Raw genomic sequence first — 17,934 nt, 5'->3', positions numbered from 1 at the left:
GATCAAAGATCAAACAACAAAACCAAAATCAACGGCGAGATCAAAAGATCGCAGCCTGCGGCAGCTCCTACGCGCCTGTGGGCGCTGCCCGCCGTTCGATTCCGACCTGGGAAATACTCATGCACGCCATCATGCTCAAAGCCAAGCTGCATCGCGCCGAAGTCACCCACGCTGTACTCGATTACGAAGGCTCCTGCGCCATCGACGGTGAATGGCTGGACCTGTCCGGCATCCGCGAGTACGAACAGATCCAGATCTACAACGTCGACAACGGCGAGCGCTTCACCACCTACGCCATCCGTGGTGAAGAAGGCTCGCGCATGATCTCGGTCAATGGCGCCGCGGCGCACAAGGCCAAGGTCGGCGATCGCGTGATCATCTGCGCTTACGCTCATTACAGCGAAGCCGAACTGCTCAACTTCAAACCGCGCATGCTCTACATGGCACCGGGCAATGAATTGAGCCACACCAGCAACGCCATTCCGGTCCAGGTCGCCTGATCCGAGTCCTGTCTCTTCCGTTTGTCGGACCGTTCCTAACTTTGGTGTTAAAAAAGTACCGGAAACAGGTCAGACAAAGTCAAGACAGATCATTGCGCGGGGTTTACTGTATCCGCCCTGCGCCATGAAATCGTGTCGACGCAGTTGACCGGAACGCCCATCCATAGCGCTCCGGGATTTTTAGTGTTCAAAAGGCCGTTCAAGTAATAAGGAAACCCGCAGCGATGGCGTATTACCGCACTCCTCACGACGTTACCGCTCTGCCTGCCTGGCAAGCGTTGAATGACCACCGCCAAGCCATGCAGGATTTCAGCATGCGCGAAGCCTTCAATGCCGATCCGCAGCGTTTTACTCAATTCACCCTCAGTAGCTGCGGCCTGTTTCTCGACTATTCGAAAAACCTGATCAACGCCGAGACCCGCAATCTGCTGGTGGGCCTGGCCAACGAAGTCGACCTCAAGGGCGCGATCAAATCGCTGTTCGACGGCGAAATCGTCAACTCTTCCGAAGGCCGTCCTGCCCTGCACACGGCCCTGCGCCGCCCGGTTGGCGACAAGCTGTCGGTCAACGGCGTCAACGTGATGCCCGAAGTGCACAAGGTGCTGAACCAGATCACCGACCTCGTCGGCCGTATCCACGATGGTCTGTGGCGCGGTTACACCGAGAAGCCGATCACCGACGTGGTGAACATCGGCATCGGCGGCTCGTTCCTCGGCCCTGAGCTGGTGTCCGAAGCGCTGCTGTCCTACGCCCAGAAAGGCGTGCGTTGCCATTACCTGGCGAACATCGACGGCAGCGAGTTCCACGAACTGACCATGAAGCTGCGCGCCGAGACCACACTGTTCATCGTCTCGTCGAAATCCTTCAACACCCTCGAAACCCTGAAGAACGCCCAGGCTGCCCGTGCCTGGTACCTGGCCCAGGGTGGTTCGGAAGCCGAGCTGTATCGCCACTTCATCGCGGTATCGAGCAACAACGCCGCCGCGGTAGCGTTCGGCATCCGTGAAGAGAACATCTTCCCGATGTGGGACTGGGTCGGCGGGCGTTACTCGCTGTGGTCGGCCATCGGTTTGCCGATTGCCCTGGCCATCGGCATGTCCAACTTCAAGGAGTTGCTGTCCGGTGCCTACACCATGGACCAGCACTTCCAGAGCGCGCCGTTCGAACAGAACATGCCAGTGCTGCTGGCCCTGCTCGGCGTGTGGTACGGCAACTTCTGGGGCGCGCAAAGCCACGCGATCCTGCCGTACGACCATTACCTGCGTAACATCACCAAGCACCTGCAACAGCTGGACATGGAATCCAACGGCAAGAGCGTGCGCCAGGACGGCACGCCAGTGTCCACCGACACCGGGCCGGTGATCTGGGGCGGCGTGGGTTGCAACGGTCAGCATGCCTATCACCAGTTGCTGCACCAGGGCACGCAGCTGATCCCGGCCGACTTCATCGTGCCGATCGTCAGCTTCAACCCGGTGTCCGACCACCACCAGTGGCTGTACGCCAACTGCCTGTCGCAGAGCCAGGCGCTGATGCTCGGCAAGACCCTTGGCGAGGCCGAAAACGAGCTGCGCGACAAAGGCATGAGTGAAACCGAGGTGCACAAACTCGCGCCGCACAAGGTGATCCCGGGCAACCGTCCGAGCAACACCCTGGTGGTCGAACGCATCAGCCCGCGTCGCCTCGGCGCTCTGGTGGCGATGTACGAACACAAAGTCTTCGTGCAAAGCGTGATCTGGGGCATCAATGCCTTCGACCAGTGGGGTGTGGAGCTGGGCAAAGAGCTGGGCAAAGGCGTCTACAACCGCCTGGTCGGCAGCGAAGAAACCCCGGCCGAGGACGCCTCGACCCAAGGGCTGATCAACTACTTCCGTGGTCGTCACCGCGGGTGATTTGACGGCACCACCCACGGGCTTTGTGTAGAGCACAGAGTCTGTGGACGAAAGAAATTCCCTGTGGGAGCGAGCTTGCTCCGGGCGGCGATCCGACGATAGCGGTCTGACAGTCGACAACTATATTGACTGTCACGCCCCCATCGCGAGCAATCGAGCGCCGACCGGCTGCTCCCACAGTGGTTTATGGTGTTCTCTCATTCTGCGGTGAGCCTGTCTCCATACCGATTGGCGACTGACTTGAACCCTTTGACTACTCGGCGCATCTTTATCTTTGTCGCAGAACAAGAATAAGGAACCGTCATGTTCGATATCAGCACGTTCCCCAAAGCCGATGCCGTCCGCCGGGCTGCACAATTGAGTCAAGACGACTATCAGCGCCTGTACCGCGAATCCGTTGAACACCCCAGTACGTTCTGGGCCGAACAGGCCACGCGTTTTCTCGACTGGAGCGCGCCTTGGGAAACCGTCCAGCGCTACAACCTGAAAACCGGTGAAGCCAGCTGGTTTGCCGGTGCGCAATTGAACGTCAGCTACAACTGCATCGATCGGCACCTGGAGAAGCGCGGCGATCAGGTCGCCATCATCTGGGAAGGCGACGACCCTGCCGACTCGACATCGATCACCTACAAGAAACTGCATGAAAACGTCTGCCGCCTGGCCAATGTGCTGAAAAGCCGTGGCGTGAAAAAAGGCGACCGCGTGTGCATCTACATGCCGATGATTCCCGAGGCGGCCTACGCCATGCTGGCCTGTACCCGCATCGGTGCGGTGCACTCGGTGGTGTTCGGCGGCTTCTCCCCGGACTCGTTGCGCGACCGTATTCTCGACGCCGACTGTCGCACCGTGATTACCGCGGACGAAGGCGTGCGCGGCGGCAAGGTCGTGCCACTCAAGCAGAACGTCGACAAAGCGCTGCAAAGCTGCCCGGACGTGAGCACCGTGCTGGTGGTCGAGCGCACCAAGGGGCAGGTGAACTGGGTCGAACGACGGGACATCAAGTATCAGCAGGCCCTGAGCGAAGCCAGCGCCGATTGCCCACCCGAGCCGATGGACGCCGAAGACCCGCTGTTCATCCTCTACACCTCCGGCAGCACCGGCAAACCCAAAGGCGTGCTGCACACCACCGGTGGCTACCTGCTGCAAGCAGCGATGACCTTCAAGTACGTACTGGACTACCGCGATGGCGAAGTCTTCTGGTGCACTGCCGATGTCGGCTGGGTCACTGGCCACAGCTACATCGTCTACGGCCCGCTGGCCAACGGCGCGACCACGCTGATCTTCGAAGGCGTGCCGAGCTACCCGAGTACTTCGCGCTTCTGGCAGGTGATCGACAAGCACAAGGTGAACATTTTCTACACCGCCCCGACGGCCCTGCGCGCACTGATGCGCGAAGGCCCCGAACCGTTGAAGCAAACATCCCGCGCGAGCATCAGGCTACTCGGCACGGTCGGCGAGCCGATCAACCCGGAAGCTTGGGAATGGTACTTCCATGAGGTCGGCGAAGAGCGCTGCCCGATCGTCGATACCTGGTGGCAAACCGAAACCGGCGGCATCATGCTCAGCCCGCTGGTCAGTGCACAGCGGATCAAACCCGGTTGCGCGACACAACCGATGTTCGGCGTGCAGCCGGTATTGCTCGACGAGCAGGGCAAGGAAATCAAAGGCGCCGGCAGCGGCGTACTGGCCATAAAGTCCAGCTGGCCGGCGCAGATCCGCAGCGTTTATCGCGACCCGCAGCGCATGGTCGACACCTATTTCAAACCCTACCCCGGCTACTACTTCACCGGCGACGGCGCACGGCGCGATGAGGATGGTGATTACTGGATCACCGGGCGCATCGACGATGTGATCAACGTGTCCGGCCACCGTATCGGCACCGCCGAAGTGGAAAGCGCCCTGGTGCTGCACGAGAGCATCGCCGAGGCCGCTGCGGTCGGTTACCCCCACGACATCAAGGGCCAGGGCATATACGTCTTCGTCACGCCCATGAACGGCGTCGAAACCAACGATGAACTGAAGAAAGAATTGCTGGCCCTCGTCAGCCAGGAAATCGGCAGTTTCGCCAAGCCGGACTTGATCCAGTGGGCACCAGCCTTGCCGAAAACCCGCTCAGGCAAGATCATGCGGCGCATTCTGCGCAAGATCGCCTGCAACGAACTCGACAACCTGGGCGACACTTCGACCCTGGCTGACCCGAGCGTGGTGCAAGGGCTGATCGACAAGCGCTTGAAGTAGGAGCGAGCTCGCTCGCGATGAACTCCGACGCGCCGTGTATATTCAGGAAACACGCGTTATCGTTAACGACCATCGCGAGCAATCGAGCGTCGACCGGCTGCTCCTACAGGGTATTCATGGAATTCATCCGCACCCGCATCGAAACCCAGATCATGAGCCTGAGCGGTTTGTCCCTGGGCAAACTCGACCTGGAAAACCCCAAGGGCGACCCGGGGCTGTTCGGGCCAGACTCGGTGAGCTGGCAAGTCCATGGTGATTTCAGCAGCATGCTGATCGGCGGCGTCAGCGCCCTGATGCTGCAAGCCCTGCACCCGCTGGCATTGGCCGGGGTCTGGGACCATTCGAACTTTCGTGAAGACATGCTCGGCCGCTTGCGCCGCACCGGGCAGTTCATCTCCGGCACTACGTTCGGTTCGCGACAGGACGCCGACTGGTTGATCGAGAAGGTCCGCACCATCCATCTGCAGATTACCGGCACTGCGCCCGATGGACGCCCCTACGCCGCCAGCGATCCCGATTTGCTGACATGGGTGCATGTGGCGGAAGTCAGCAACTTCCTCGCTGCGCATTTACGCTATCGCAACCCGCATCTTTCACCGGCCGATCAGGATCGCTATTACGCAGAGATCGCCTTGGTCGCCGAACGACTCGGGGCCCGGAATGTGCCCCGTTCTCGGCAGGAAATTGCCGACTACCTCGAGCACATACGTCCACAGTTGCTATGCGACGAACGCAGTCGCGAAGTCCTGCGCCTGTTGCTGAACGCCCCCTCCCCCAGTCGCCTGGCCAAGCCGTTTGGCGGTTTGATGATGCAGGCCGGGATCGATCTGCTGCCGGACTGGGCCAGTGCCATGCTCGGCGTCAGCCAGAATCCACTGCAACGCAAGCTGATCCGCGCCAGCGTCAATCACAGTGCGCCGATGCTGCGATGGGCGGTGCGCAATGGGTCTGTGCAGCGGGCTAAACGACGGATGGGCCTGTAGGAGCTGGCTTGCCAGCGATGAACGATAACGCGGATTGTCAGATAAGCCATGTTGCGGCCTTCGCTGGCAAGCCAGCTCCTACAGGTTGTGCTCCAAACTGTTAAACTCCCGCGCCCAATTCCCTCCTGCAAGGCGCCCAGCATGTCTTCCTTGAATCAGGCGCTGCGCGCCGCCCTCAATCAACGCCAGGACCTGCTCGCCGAACTGCACCAGCAAGGCACCGATTGCTATCGCCTGTTCCACGGCAGCCAGGAAGGCGCCGGTGGCCTGACCATCGACCGCTACGGCCCGCAATTGCTGGTGCAAAGTTTCCACCAGGCGCTGGAGCGCGAAACGCTGCTGCAACTGCACGAAACGATCAATCAGCACCTGGGTTATGACACCCTGCTGGTCTACAACGACCGCTCCCGTGGCAACTCGCGCATCGATCGCGAAGACATCGTCTACCGCGCCGACGAAGCCGCCCTGCAGGACCTGGTCGGCCACGAATGGGGCCTGAACTATCGGGTGCGGGGTCGCCATGCCGGACAAGACCCGCTGCTGTTCCTCGACCTGCGCAACACCCGTGGCTGGGTCAAGGACCACAGCAAAAACAAAAGCGTGCTGAACCTGTTCGCCTACACCTGTGGTGTCGGCCTCAGTGCTGCCGCCGGCGGCGCGCGCGAGGTGTGCAACCTGGACTTCGCCGAAGGCAACCTGGCGGTCGGCCGAGAGAACGGTCAACTCAACCCGCAGTTGCCAACCATGGAATTTATCCAGTCCGACTACTTCCCGGCCATTCGCCAACTGGCCGGCCTGCCGATCAGCCAGCGCCGCGGGCAAAAACTGCCGAGCTATCAGCGCCTGGAACAACGCCAGTACGATCTGGTACTGCTGGATCCACCGGCCTGGGCCAAGAGCGCATTCGGCACCGTCGACCTGCTGCGCGACTACCAGAGCCTGCTCAAACCCGCCCTGCTGACCACCGCCGACAACGGCGTGCTGATCTGCTGCAACAACCTGGCAAAAGTCAGCATGGACGACTGGCGCGAGCAGGTTTTGCGTTGTGCAGAGAAGGCCGGGCGGCCGGTGCGTGAGTGGCGCGTGATGACGCCAGGCGCCGACTTCCCGTCGATGGATCAGCAACCACCGCTGAAAACCCTGATCCTGCAGCTCTGATTGCTGTGGGAGAAATCTGAAACTTACTGAACAGGGCGATCACTTGGGAACCGGAAACGCGTGCCATACTCCAAGGCACTCCGGTCCAGACAGATGAAGCCACACATGTACAAAGGATTGATTCGCGCCATTGGTGCCTTGTTGACTGCTCTGGCCCTCTACAGCTTGCTGGGCTTTCTGATTTTACCGGGTGTGGCGCTGCGCGTTGCCAACCAGCAACTGGCCAACTACGCCACCACACCGGCCACGATCCAGCGGATCGAATTCAATCCGTTCAGCCTTGAACTGACCCTTTGGGGCTTGAATATCGGCGAGCCCGGCAAGGAGCAGGTCGGTTTCGAACGTCTGTACGCCAATCTGCAACTCGACAGCCTGTGGACCAAGGCGGTGCACCTGTCCGATGTCGAACTGGACAAGCCCAAGACCGAAATCCTGTTCAGCAAGGACGGCAAACTCAATCTGCTGGGGCTGTTCAAACTGCCAGCGAGCGAACCCACACCCGCCAACCCGGATGCCAAGCCGTTTCCGCTGCGCATCGAGCGGATCAAGCTGGCCGGCGGCGCCGTGCACTTTGAAGATGCCCGGCCCAGCGAGCCCATCGAGTTTCTCTACGACACACTCGATTTCGAGCTGAAGAACCTCAGCACTCTGCCCGATGACAGCGCCGACATGACCTTGGTGGCCGTCGGCCCCAATGGCGGACAAATCGACTGGACCGGCAACTTCAGCCTGATCCCGATCGCTTCCGAAGGTAAGCTGAAAATCACCGATGGCAAAATGAAGGCCTTTTGGCCCTATGTGCGCGACGCCGTGCCACTGGACCTCGAAAACGGCATCATGAGCATCAGTACCGACTACAAATTCAGCCTGGCCAAGGAAACCGAGCTGCTGCTGAGCAATGTAGCGGTCAACATTGCACCCTTCGCGATCAAGGCCCCGGATGGCCGGCCGCTGGTGAAGCTCGAGCGCCTGGACGTCAGCGAAACCACCGTGGACCTGGCCAAACAGCAAGTGGTGGTCGGCAAGATCCGCAGCCACAAACTGGAAACCTGGGCCGCTCTGGAACCGGACGGCCAACTCGACTGGCAGAAACTGTTCGCCAGCCAACCGTCAAAACCCACCGCCAAAGCCAAGGCGGATGCCGAACCAGCCAGCACTCCGGCGGCGGCAGACTCACCGAAGCCCGAACCGGCCGCCCCAGGCAAACCCTGGCAGGTGTTGCTCAAGGATGTGCAGTTGCGCGATTACCAGGTGCATCTGGCCGACCGTAAGGCACAACCTGCCGTCGCCCTGGATCTGAGCCCGCTGAACCTCGACCTGCAAAACTTCGACAGCCTCAACGGCTCACCCTTTACCCTCAAGCTCGATACCGGCGTGGGCAAGCAAGGCAAGATCATGGCCGACGGCGAGGTCAACCTGGCCCCGGTCAGCGCCAGACTAAAGGTCCAGACCAGGGACATCGACCTGCGTGTTGCCCAGTCCTACATCACGCCGTTCATTCGCCTGGAGCTGCGCAGCGGCATGCTCGCCAGCGATCTGGCGGTCGACCTGAAAAGCACCGAGCCCCTGGCCTTCAACGTCACAGGCCGCGCCCAGGTCGATCAGTTGCATACCCTGGACACCCTGAAAACCCGCGACTTCCTCAAGTGGCAACAGGTCGTGGTCGAAGGCCTGAACTATCAGCATGGGGACAGCCTGTCGATCGACAAGATCAACCTGTTCCAGCCCTATGCGCGCTTCATGATCAACGATGATCGCACCACCAACATCGATGACCTGCTGATTCCGCAACCGGCAGACTCCGGGGCAAAACCAGCGGCAAGCAAACCCGCCAGCAACGAAAAACCGTTGGGCATCCACATCGGCGGCATTTTCATCAATGACGGTTCGGCCAACTTTGCCGACTTCAGCCTGACCCCGAACTTCGCCACCGCCATTCAGCAACTCAACGGGCAGATCGGCACCATCGACAGCCGCCAGCCGAAACCGGCCAGTGTCGACGTCAAGGGCAAGGTCGATCGCTACGCGCCAGTGACCATCAAGGGCTCGGTCAATCCGTTCGACCCGATGGCCAGTCTCGACATCGCCACCAGCTTCAAACGCGTGGAACTGACCACGCTGACGCCCTACTCCGGCAAGTTCGCCGGCTACCGTATCCGCAAGGGCCGGCTCAATCTCGACCTGCACTATCAGATCACCAAGGGCCAGCTCAAAGCTGAAAACAAAGTGGTGGTTGAACAACTGCAACTGGGGGAAAAAGTCGACAGCCCGGATGCCGTGAGCCTGCCGCTGAAACTGGCGATTGCCTTGCTCAAGGACGTCGACGGCAAGATCTCCATCGAACTGCCGGTCAGCGGCGACCTGAACAACCCTCAGTTCAGCGTCATGCCGATTATCTGGCAGACCCTGCGCAACCTGATCGTCAAAGCCGCGGCGGCGCCGTTCAAGCTCATTGGCGGGCTGGTCAACGGAAGTGGCGCGGAAGACCTGGGTAGTGTTTCCTTCGCAGCGGGTTCCAGCGACCTGGGCAAGGACGCCGAAGGCGCTTTGGACAAACTGTCCAAGGCGCTCAAGGAACGCCCGGCCCTGCGCCTGGAAATCGAAGGCACCGCCGCCCAGAGCGCCGATGGCCCACTGATCGCCGAACAACGCCTGGAGCGTGAGTACCAGTACAACTACTACAAAATGCTCCAGCGCCGCGGCGACAAGGTCCCGGCCCAGGCTTCGTTGCTGGAAGTGCCAGACGGGGAAAAAGGCCCGCTGCTCGAAGGTATCTACCGCACCCGCCTGAAAACCCAGCCCCCCGCCGAATGGAAGGATCTGGGCAAGGAAGAGCGCACCACGAAAATGCGTGCCGAGGTGATCAAGTTCTGGAGCTCCAGTGACGTGCTGTTGCGTCAACTGGGCCAGGAACGCGCCAGCAGCATCAAGGATTACCTGGTCGACAAGGCCAAACTGGAGGATACCCGGGTGTATTTCATCGACGCCAATCTGGGCGAGGCAGAAAGTGACGGCCGCGTGGTAACACCGATGCATCTGGACGCCGAGTGACGGTTCGGTGGCTGCTGGCTGGCCTGGTTCTGGTGCTATCCGCCAGTCAGGCCTGGGCGGCCGATACCCTGCGCTGTGGCAGCCAATTGATCAGCGTCGGCGATCGCTCCAGCGAAGTTCTGCAGAAATGCGGTGAACCGGTCAGTCGCGACTTGTTGGGTTACAAACGCAGTGCAGATCGGCGCGAGGAGTTTCAGGTCGAGGAATGGACCTACGGACCGAATGGAGGGATGTATCAATACTTGCGGTTCGAAGGTAATCGGCTGAAACAGATCACCAGCAAACGCGGAAACTGACCCCACCCCCAATTCATGTGAACTCGCTCCTACAAATTGATTTTCAGCATTACACATAGAACAGGCCCCGGCAAAAATGCGCGGGGCCTGTGGCGGCCACATCCTTATGGCCCTTCGCATGAACACTCAGGTTGCAACAGACGTATAACTGGGCCCGTCTGTCGCACCTTCTCCCGATCCAGGCGAGAAGCCTTGCCTTACTCGGCTTTCAGGCCGTCAGCGGAGACCGCCTTGACGCCTTTGATTTTCTTGGTGATAGCCACAGCCATTTCTTTTTGCGAATCGGTCACGGCGGTGGTCGATGACAGCGATACCACGCCTTTGTTGGTTTCAACCTTGATGTCGCTACCTGGAATGCCTTTTTCGGTCATCAGGTCGGCTTTGACTTTAGTGGTGATCCAGGTATCGGAAGTAGCTTCTGTAGCCTTGGTCATTTCACCCGCCGCCAAGGTCATTGGAGCCTGGGTGGCTTGAGTGGTCTGGGCGAATGCCGCGTTTGCCATGGTCAGGGTCAGCGCGGTGGCAGTAGCGGCAGCGATAGCGAACTTCTTCATACGAGTAACTCCTGTTTTTCGGAAAGTCTGCCGGGTGTCTTGTCGGCAGGGTTACCAAGGATATTGCGAACGCTGTGCCAATTTTGAAATAGAGAAAAAACCTTATTAATCAATAAGTTATAACATCAGAAAATTTTCGAAATCATGCAAAATGCACGAGAAGCACAAACACTGCATGCAAGTTGCGGGTTTACGGAAAGTTCCTAAGATGCTGAAATTTCTGAGCTTTATCTGCGGCATTTGACGACGGGTCGACAAACAGGAAAAACCCCGCAAAAGCGGGGACTTGATTCAGCACTTCATGCCGCAGACCCGGAACACCCTTTAGGCAAGTAATCCGGGGAAACGCTGCTCTTACATGACCAGCCTTTGGTTTCGTCCCGTGTCAGGGTGACGGTTTTGCCCTGGACCACGCCTGGGGCATTGTTCAACGTACATACGATTGATCCCGCCCCCTCCGGTGTTGTAGCCGTCACAGACAGGGTGCAGTGGCTGGTCGATGTCGCACCGGCGGGCGCCACGTTGGCAATTGTCGGGGTTTCCCCCTGGTTGATCACATCCTCGAACGGCACCTTCATTGCAGTCAACTCGGCCAGCGCCGCCGTGACCTTGGCCCGAGCCTGGTACTTGGAATACATCGGCAGGCCCAGCGTTGCCAGAATCCCGATGATCGCCACCACGACAAGCAACTCGATCAGGGTAAAACCTTTCTGATTGTTCATGTACAAGCTCCATGCATGAGTCGAAGGCTCATGACCTGCCCCATGGCAGCACAGCCTGTGCCAAGGCGAGAAGCCCCTGTTGGCAGGGGGCGTGGTGGCCGCAAAGCCCTTACCTACTACCTGGATCAGCACTATCTGACGTTTTTTGTCACCTTACCCTTGCGGGTTTGGCCCCGTCCCTTGACTAGGCTATAAGAGCAATTCAATCGGAATACCCAGGACTGAACATGGCGGTCAAGGCAGCGAAAATCAGCGTGTATGCATGGGAAGGCATCGACCGCAAAGGCACAAAAGTGACCGGCGAACTCAGCGCTCAAAACCCGGCGCTGATCAAGGCGAAGCTGCGCAAACAAGGCATCAGTCCCGGCAAGGTTCGCAAGAAAAACCATTCGGTGTTCAACATGGGCAAGCGCATCAAGGCCCAGGACATTGCCCTGTTCACCCGGCAAATGGCGACGATGATGAAGGCCGGGGTGCCGTTGTTGCAGTCCTTCGACATCATCGGCGAGGGCTTCGACAATCCGGCCATGCGCAAGCTGGTGGACGAACTGAAACAGGAAGTCGCGGCAGGCAGCAGCTTCGCCGCCGCCCTGCGCAAGAAGCCCCGCTATTTCGATGAGCTGTATTGCAACCTGGTGGATGCCGGCGAGCAGGCCGGTGCCCTCGACACCCTTTTGGAGCGGGTCGCGACCTACAAGGAAAAAAGCGAAAGCCTCAAGGCCAGGATCAGGAAAGCCATGACCTACCCGCTGGTAGTGGTGTTCGTCGCGGCGATTGTCACCGGGATTCTGCTGGTCAATGTCGTGCCGCAGTTCGAGTCGGTGTTCAAGGGCTTTGGCGCCGAACTGCCGGCCTTCACCGTGATGGTCATTGGCCTGTCGCAGTTCATGCAGGCCTGGTGGTGGATGGTCCTTGGCACGCTGACTACTATAGCCTTCGGCGTGCGCCACGCCCTCAAGACATCCCCGGTCTTCCGTGACCGGATGGACACCTGGCTGCTGAAACTGCCGCTGGTGGGCACCCTGATGCACAAGTCCGCCGTGGCCCGGTTCGCCCGTACACTGTCGACCACTTTCGCTGCCGGCGTGCCGCTGGTGGAGGCCCTGGAATCAGTGGCCGGTGCGACCGGCAATAGCGTGTTCAAGCGCGCGGTATTGCGCATCCGGCAGGACATCTCGACCGGCATGCAATTGAATTTCGCCATGCGTACCTGCGGCGTCTTCCCGAACATGGCGATACAAATGACTGCCATCGGCGAAGAGTCTGGCACCCTGGACGCTATGCTCGACAAAGTCGCGGGATTCTACGAAGACAACGTCGATAACATGGTCGATAACCTCACCAGCCTGATGGAGCCGTTCATCATGGTGGTGCTGGGTGTTATCGTCGGTGGACTGGTAGTTGCCATGTACCTGCCCATCTTCCAACTTGGCTCAGCGATCTGACATGCCCTTGAATGAAATCCTGATTCACTCTCCGCTGGCCTTTGTCCTTCTCGCAGGCATCACCGGCCTGCTGGTCGGCAGTTTCCTCAATGTCGTGATCTGGCGCCTGCCGAAAATGCTCGAACGCGACTGGCGTGAGCAGGCCCATGACATTCTCGGGCTGCCTGGCGAAACGCCGCTGCCGACCTACAACCTGTTGCTGCCCCATTCCCAGTGCCCACACTGCGGTCACCGAATCCGCACCTGGGAAAACATCCCGCTGCTCAGTTATGTGTTTTTGCGCGGCCGCTGTTCAGCCTGTGCGGCGGCGATCAGCCCGCGCTATCCGTTGACCGAACTGGCCTGTGGCCTTTTGTCGGCGTTTGTTGCCTGGCACTTCGGCTTCGGTTGGCCGGCCGCCCTGGTGCTGTTCCTGAGCTGGGGCTTGCTGGCGATGAGCCTGATCGACGCCGAACATCAGATATTGCCGGACGTACTGGTGCTGCCGTTGATGTGGCTGGGGTTGATCGTCAACAGTTTCGGCCTGTTCGTGTCGTTGCACGAGGCGCTTTGGGGTGCGATAGCCGGCTACTGCGGGCTGTGGTCGGTGTTCTGGCTGTTCAAGCTGATCACGGGCAAGGACGGCATGGGCTACGGAGATTTCAAGCTGCTGGCGATGCTGGGCGCCTGGGGTGGCTGGCAGATTCTGCCGCTGACCATCCTGCTGTCCTCGCTGGTGGGTGCCATTTTCGGGCTGATGATGCTGCGCTTGCGCAATGCACAAACCTCGACGCCAATCCCTTTCGGTCCCTATCTGGCCATTGCCGGCTGGATTGCGTTGCTCTGGGGTGGTCAAATAACCGACCTCTATTGGCAGTTTGTCGGTTTGAAATGAATAGCCCTGTGGAAAAACCCTGGATTCTCGGCCTGACCGGCGGTATCGGCAGCGGTAAAAGTGCGGCCGCCCAACACTTCATCGATCTGGGCGTGCATGTGGTCGACGCCGATCATGCCGCTCGCTGGGTAGTTGAACCTGGCCGCCCGGCACTGGCACAAATCGCCGGGCACTTCGGCCCAAGCGTGTTGCAAACCGACGGGCAACTGGACCGCGCAGCGCTACGCAAATTGATCTTCGAAGTGCCTGAAGAACGCCGCTGGCTGGAGGCCCTCCTGCATCCGCTGATCGGCGAGGAGATCGCTCACCACCTGGCGCTGGCAAAATCGCCTTATGCGATTCTGGTTTCGCCGCTGCTGATCGAGTCCGGGCAATACGCCATGACCCAACGGGTGCTGGTGATCGATGCCCCCGAACAATTGCAGATCGAACGTACCCTGCAACGTGACCAGACCAGCGAGCAGCAAGTCCAGGCGATCCTCAAGGCCCAGTCCAGCCGCCAGGATCGCGTGAGCCATGCCGACGACGTCGTGGTCAATGACCGCGACCTTGCCTGGCTGCACAGCGAGGTCGAACGCCTGCATCACTTTTATCTTTCTTTGCGTGGAGGCCAGTCATGAGCCAACCAACGACCGTCGAATGCCCAACCTGTGGCGCCCCCGTGGAATGGACCGCCGAGAGCAAATTCCGGCCATTCTGCTCCGACCGCTGCAAACTGATCGACCTGGGCGCCTGGGCGTCCGAAGAACACAAGATTCCAGTGGCTCCCGATGCCGAGGACGAGATGTTCAGCGGCGACTTCGACCCGCGCCACTGATCCATCGACTGGGCGATTCCAGGTCTTGATGCGGATCAGGACTTGGGATCGTCGTCCTTCCAGGGAGCCGAGAGGTAGCGTGTGCGGTTGAACGTCTCCAGCCATTCCGGGCAGAACACCACCAGCGCACTGACGATCATGCCGTTGATAAACGCTTCGGGAAAAATGATCAGCCACAGATATCCGACAAAATCTTCCAGCCAGTACGGCATGGCAAAGCGCTCGTTGAACCATAACAACCAAAGCGCCAGCAGCAGGCATAGCAACGCCGACAGCGCGGCGGCAAAGAATCCGGATACGAAGATATACACGAAGGGATTTCGTGGCTGCGCCCGCTCCACCAGAATCGCGCAACACTCGGTGACCAGCACCGGCAGCGCAATCAACAGCGCGCCATTGACCCCGACCGCCGCCAGGTCCTGTCGCCCGAGCAACACCAGCCCCGTTTGCGCAACCAACCCGCCGACCAGCGCCAGCGGCCAGTCCAGCAGCAGGGTCACCGCTGTCATGCCGATGAAGTGGTAAGACACACCGGTATCAAAGTCGCGCCGCACCAGCCACAACAGAAACAGCGCAAACACCGTTCCAAACAGCAGATGCTGACGACGGCTGTCGGTGAACAGTTCAACCCACGGCGCGCGACAGATCGCCCAGATCAACACCGGCACATAGATCAGCCAGCCGACCGCCAGGGTTTGCGATGACAGCAACTCTGCACCGATCATGGCTACGCGCGTCTCCCAGGCGAAGAACAACAGACACTCAGTCTACACCGCCGCTCGCCGGCCCCTCGACTTCAAGCCCAATGCCGCGGATCGTTCATCACCGCGTCATGTTCGGCGAACAGCTTCGGTAGCTCTGACTTGAGAAAATCCACCCAGGTGCGGACCTTGGCATCGAGAAAGTGTCGCGAAGGATACAGCGCATACACATTGCGTTCGCGCAGGCGCCATGCAGGTAACACACGCAGCAAAGTGCCATCGCTCAAGGGCCGCGTCGCGGTGTAGAACGGCAGCAGGCTGATGCCCATGCCCGCCTCCGAAGCCTTGACCATCGACTCGGCAACATTGCACTGAAAGGTCTTGGCCGGGCTAACGGCGTGCTCGCCGTGCTCATCCTGGAAAAGCCATTGATCGCTGTACAACGGGTCGAGCATGCGCAGGCACTGATGATCGCTCAGCGCCAGCGGCTGCTGCGGTACGCCCTGGCGTTGCAAGTAAGCCGGGGAAGCACAGGGCACGCTGTAGATCTGCCCGATGGCTTGCGCAACCATTTGCGAGTCGGCCAGTTCGGGCGCTATCGAAATCACCACATCGTGCCCCTCCTCCAGCGGATCGGGATTGCGCTGCGACAAGGTCAGCTCGAACACCACATCGGGATAAAGCTCGCTGTAGCGGGCGATCAACGGCGTGAGCAGCACACCCAGGCCGTTCATGCTGTGCACCCGCAGGCGTCCGGCCGGATTGATATGAGCGCCACGGGCCTCGGCCGTCGCCTCATCCATGGCTTCGACGATTTGCCGGCTGCGCAGCAGGAAGCGCTCGCCGGCGTCGGTCAGGCTCAAGCGTCGCGTGGTGCGTTGCAGCAGACGCGCCTGTACATGTTCCTCCAGATCCGCCACCAATCGGGATACCTGCGCGGTCGACAGATCCAGCGCATCGGCAGCCCCGGTGAAACTGGCGCAGTCCACCACCCGGATGAACACGCGCAAGTTGTTAAGCACATCCATAAGCCCCCCTCAGGCAATGACTGTTACGTTTTATGTAAGGCTGCATACACCGTTCGCCCCTTTATCCGTCGGTGGCAAAGACTAAAATTCAGACATCAGAACCGACACGGAGCACGCCAACATGAAAACGTTGATCAGCCTGTTGCTGACCGTCATCGCCACCTCGGCCATGGCCGCTGACAACGAGCCCCTCGCGGTCCTGTACAACCCGGCGCAGCCACTGGACGTCGCCAGCGTGGTTTCTGTGTCGGACACCGCGACCGCGTGCGGAGTCGTACCGGCAACCATGGTGTATGTCGATCATCAGGGCCAGACCCACCGCGTGACCTACAACGTCATCGGTGATTGCACCAGCAACCTGTGATCAGTGATCAGTGATCAGTGATCAGTGATCAGTGATCAGTGACTCACAGCAAGGTCCACGTGTAGCTGAGGATCAAGCGGTTCTCGTCGATATCACTGCGGTAGTTTGAACGCGCCATGGCATTGCGCACGCGAATGCCCAAACCTTTGAGGCTGCCGCTCTGCAGCACATAGCCAATGTCCAGGTCACGCTCGCGATCCTTGCCTTCAAAGCTCTTGCCAGTATCGACATTGTTGCCGCTGATGTAGCGCACGGTGCTGGTCAGCCCCGGTACGCCGAGCGCCGCGAAGTCGTAGTCGTAGCGCGCCTGCCAGGAACGCTCATCGGTGAAGGCGAACTCGTAGGTCGGCACTTCGTTGCCCAGTGGTGAGATGTTGGCAAACACCCGTGGGAACGCACTGTCACCGAACATGCCCTGATAGCCGACGTAAAACGTATGGCCGCCACGCTTGGCCGACAGCAACGAGAAGAACGCCTGGTTGTCGATGTTGCCCAGCAGTTTTTTGCCGTCCTCGCGCGAATCGTAGTAACCGAGGTTGGCGCCGAGGATCCAGTCGCCCACCGGCTCGCTGTGCTTGAGGCCCAGGAAGCGCTGGTTATAGATGTCTTCCAGTTGCCCGTACCAGGCGCTGACCGAGCTGCGCTTGTCGTTGAAGACATAATCAGCGCCAGCAAAATTGAAACCGTCACTGCTGACCTGGCGCTGCGGCACATGACCGAGCATGGCTTGCATCTTTTCGTCGCCAGCCTCGTTGCGCAGGCTGGTTGAACTCAAGTGGCCACCCTGTAGCGTCAGGCCATTGATCTCGTTGGAAGTGATGCTTGCGCCCTGATAACTCGGCGGCAACAGGCGAATATCGCTGAATGCCAACACCGGCAGATTGGGTTGCAACTCACCGACTTTCAGCTCGGTTTTGGAGTAGCGCATCTTCAACGCGCCTTCCAGGCGGCTGTAGTTATCCGCCGCGCGGCCGTCGCCCTGCACCGGCAGCAAACCGGTATTGGTCCGGTCCGGAGCGCTGTCGAGCTTGAGGCCGAGCAAGCCGATGACGTCCATCCCAAACCCGACGGTGCCCTGGGTGTATCCGGACTTCACGTTGAGGATGAAACCCTGGGCCCACTCTTCAGCCTTCGATTGCTGGTTGGCGCCAACGATGTCGGAATAGTCGCGGCTGAAGTAGTAATTGCGCGCCTGCAACGTCGCGGTGGTGTCTTCGACAAAGCCTTTTTCAGCGGCCATCACACCTGTGGAAAAACTCGAGACGACAGCCAGGGACAACGCCGAACCGGTTGTTGGGAGAATCTGTTTCATCG

The 17,934-nt window shown here is 59.8% G+C and carries 17 protein-coding genes; 12 read left to right on the top strand and 5 right to left on the bottom strand.

Annotated features, from left to right (window positions below; genetic code table 11):
- Positions 1 to 119: 119 nt before the first annotated feature.
- From panD to AC1DXW_RS09635, 7 genes are all read left to right on the top strand, one after another.
- The gene (gene panD / locus AC1DXW_RS09665; protein WP_003228271.1) at positions 120 to 500 is read left to right on the top strand and encodes an aspartate 1-decarboxylase; all 381 of its coding nucleotides are present in this window, start codon (positions 120 to 122) and stop codon (positions 498 to 500) included.
- Between the two features lie 224 nt (positions 501 to 724).
- Positions 725 to 2,389 (top strand): glucose-6-phosphate isomerase, encoded by a 1,665-nt coding sequence (gene pgi / locus AC1DXW_RS09660; protein ID WP_477759970.1) that lies wholly within the window; start codon positions 725 to 727, stop codon positions 2,387 to 2,389.
- Between the two features lie 303 nt (positions 2,390 to 2,692).
- Positions 2,693 to 4,627 (top strand): acetate--CoA ligase, encoded by a 1,935-nt coding sequence (gene acs, locus AC1DXW_RS09655; protein WP_477756078.1) that lies wholly within the window; start codon positions 2,693 to 2,695, stop codon positions 4,625 to 4,627.
- A gap of 116 nt (positions 4,628 to 4,743) precedes the next feature.
- On the top strand, positions 4,744 to 5,610 hold the full coding sequence (locus AC1DXW_RS09650; protein ID WP_477756077.1) for an oxygenase MpaB family protein: 867 nt from the start codon (positions 4,744 to 4,746) through the stop codon (positions 5,608 to 5,610).
- Positions 5,611 to 5,751: 141 nt separating this feature from the next.
- Entirely contained in the window at positions 5,752 to 6,768 is a 1,017-nt protein-coding gene (locus AC1DXW_RS09645) for a class I SAM-dependent rRNA methyltransferase (RefSeq protein ID WP_477759969.1), read from the top strand.
- Positions 6,769 to 6,861: 93 nt separating this feature from the next.
- A complete protein-coding gene (locus AC1DXW_RS09640; protein WP_477756241.1) occupies positions 6,862 to 9,819 on the top strand; it encodes a DUF748 domain-containing protein in 2,958 nt (985 codons plus the stop codon).
- A complete protein-coding gene (locus tag AC1DXW_RS09635) occupies positions 9,816 to 10,115 on the top strand; it encodes a DUF2845 domain-containing protein (protein ID WP_477756240.1) in 300 nt (99 codons plus the stop codon). The genes AC1DXW_RS09640 and AC1DXW_RS09635 overlap by 4 nt, the downstream gene beginning before the upstream one ends.
- 197 nt (positions 10,116 to 10,312) lie before the next feature.
- Here AC1DXW_RS09635 and AC1DXW_RS09630 read toward each other — a convergent pair whose 3' ends face one another.
- Both AC1DXW_RS09630 and AC1DXW_RS09625 read right to left on the bottom strand, forming a co-directional pair.
- Positions 10,313 to 10,669 (bottom strand): BON domain-containing protein, encoded by a 357-nt coding sequence (locus AC1DXW_RS09630; RefSeq protein ID WP_477756239.1) that lies wholly within the window; start codon positions 10,667 to 10,669, stop codon positions 10,313 to 10,315.
- 299 nt (positions 10,670 to 10,968) lie between these two features.
- On the bottom strand, positions 10,969 to 11,391 hold the full coding sequence (locus AC1DXW_RS09625; protein WP_477756537.1) for a pilin: 423 nt from the start codon (positions 11,389 to 11,391) through the stop codon (positions 10,969 to 10,971).
- A 227-nt stretch (positions 11,392 to 11,618) separates the two neighbouring features.
- Between AC1DXW_RS09625 and AC1DXW_RS09620 the strand changes: the two genes are divergently transcribed.
- Genes AC1DXW_RS09620 through yacG form a run of 4 tightly spaced genes read left to right on the top strand, consistent with a single transcriptional unit; the run spans position 11,619 to position 14,527 of the window.
- On the top strand, positions 11,619 to 12,836 hold the full coding sequence (locus AC1DXW_RS09620; protein WP_477756536.1) for a type II secretion system F family protein: 1,218 nt from the start codon (positions 11,619 to 11,621) through the stop codon (positions 12,834 to 12,836).
- A 1-nt stretch (position 12,837) separates the two neighbouring features.
- Positions 12,838 to 13,710, top strand: coding sequence for a prepilin peptidase (locus tag AC1DXW_RS09615; protein WP_477756535.1), 873 nt, complete (start codon positions 12,838 to 12,840; stop codon positions 13,708 to 13,710).
- Entirely contained in the window at positions 13,707 to 14,330 is a 624-nt protein-coding gene (gene coaE, locus AC1DXW_RS09610) for a dephospho-CoA kinase (RefSeq protein ID WP_477759968.1), read from the top strand. The genes AC1DXW_RS09615 and coaE overlap by 4 nt, the downstream gene beginning before the upstream one ends.
- On the top strand, positions 14,327 to 14,527 hold the full coding sequence (yacG, locus tag AC1DXW_RS09605) for a DNA gyrase inhibitor YacG (protein ID WP_007970539.1): 201 nt from the start codon (positions 14,327 to 14,329) through the stop codon (positions 14,525 to 14,527). The genes coaE and yacG overlap by 4 nt, the downstream gene beginning before the upstream one ends.
- A gap of 35 nt (positions 14,528 to 14,562) precedes the next feature.
- On the opposite strand, the gene AC1DXW_RS09600 is transcribed toward yacG, so the two are convergent.
- Positions 14,563 to 15,252: an energy-coupling factor ABC transporter permease gene (locus AC1DXW_RS09600; RefSeq protein ID WP_477753717.1), complete on the bottom strand. Its 690-nt coding sequence runs from the start codon at positions 15,250 to 15,252 to the stop codon at positions 14,563 to 14,565.
- Between the two features lie 71 nt (positions 15,253 to 15,323).
- Entirely contained in the window at positions 15,324 to 16,256 is a 933-nt protein-coding gene (locus AC1DXW_RS09595) for a LysR family transcriptional regulator (protein WP_477753695.1), read from the bottom strand.
- A gap of 121 nt (positions 16,257 to 16,377) precedes the next feature.
- Between AC1DXW_RS09595 and AC1DXW_RS09590 the strand changes: the two genes are divergently transcribed.
- Positions 16,378 to 16,620, top strand: coding sequence for a DUF2790 domain-containing protein (locus AC1DXW_RS09590; RefSeq protein ID WP_477753696.1), 243 nt, complete (start codon positions 16,378 to 16,380; stop codon positions 16,618 to 16,620).
- A 43-nt stretch (positions 16,621 to 16,663) separates the two neighbouring features.
- Here the strand turns inward: AC1DXW_RS09590 and AC1DXW_RS09585 are convergent, their stop codons facing one another.
- Positions 16,664 to 17,932, bottom strand: coding sequence for an OprD family porin (locus AC1DXW_RS09585; RefSeq protein WP_477753697.1), 1,269 nt, complete (start codon positions 17,930 to 17,932; stop codon positions 16,664 to 16,666).
- Positions 17,933 to 17,934 lie beyond the last annotated feature (2 nt).

This window comes from Pseudomonas sp. P4_C4, from assembly GCF_056402055.1.
This window is presented reverse-complemented; position numbering and strand designations above follow the sequence as displayed.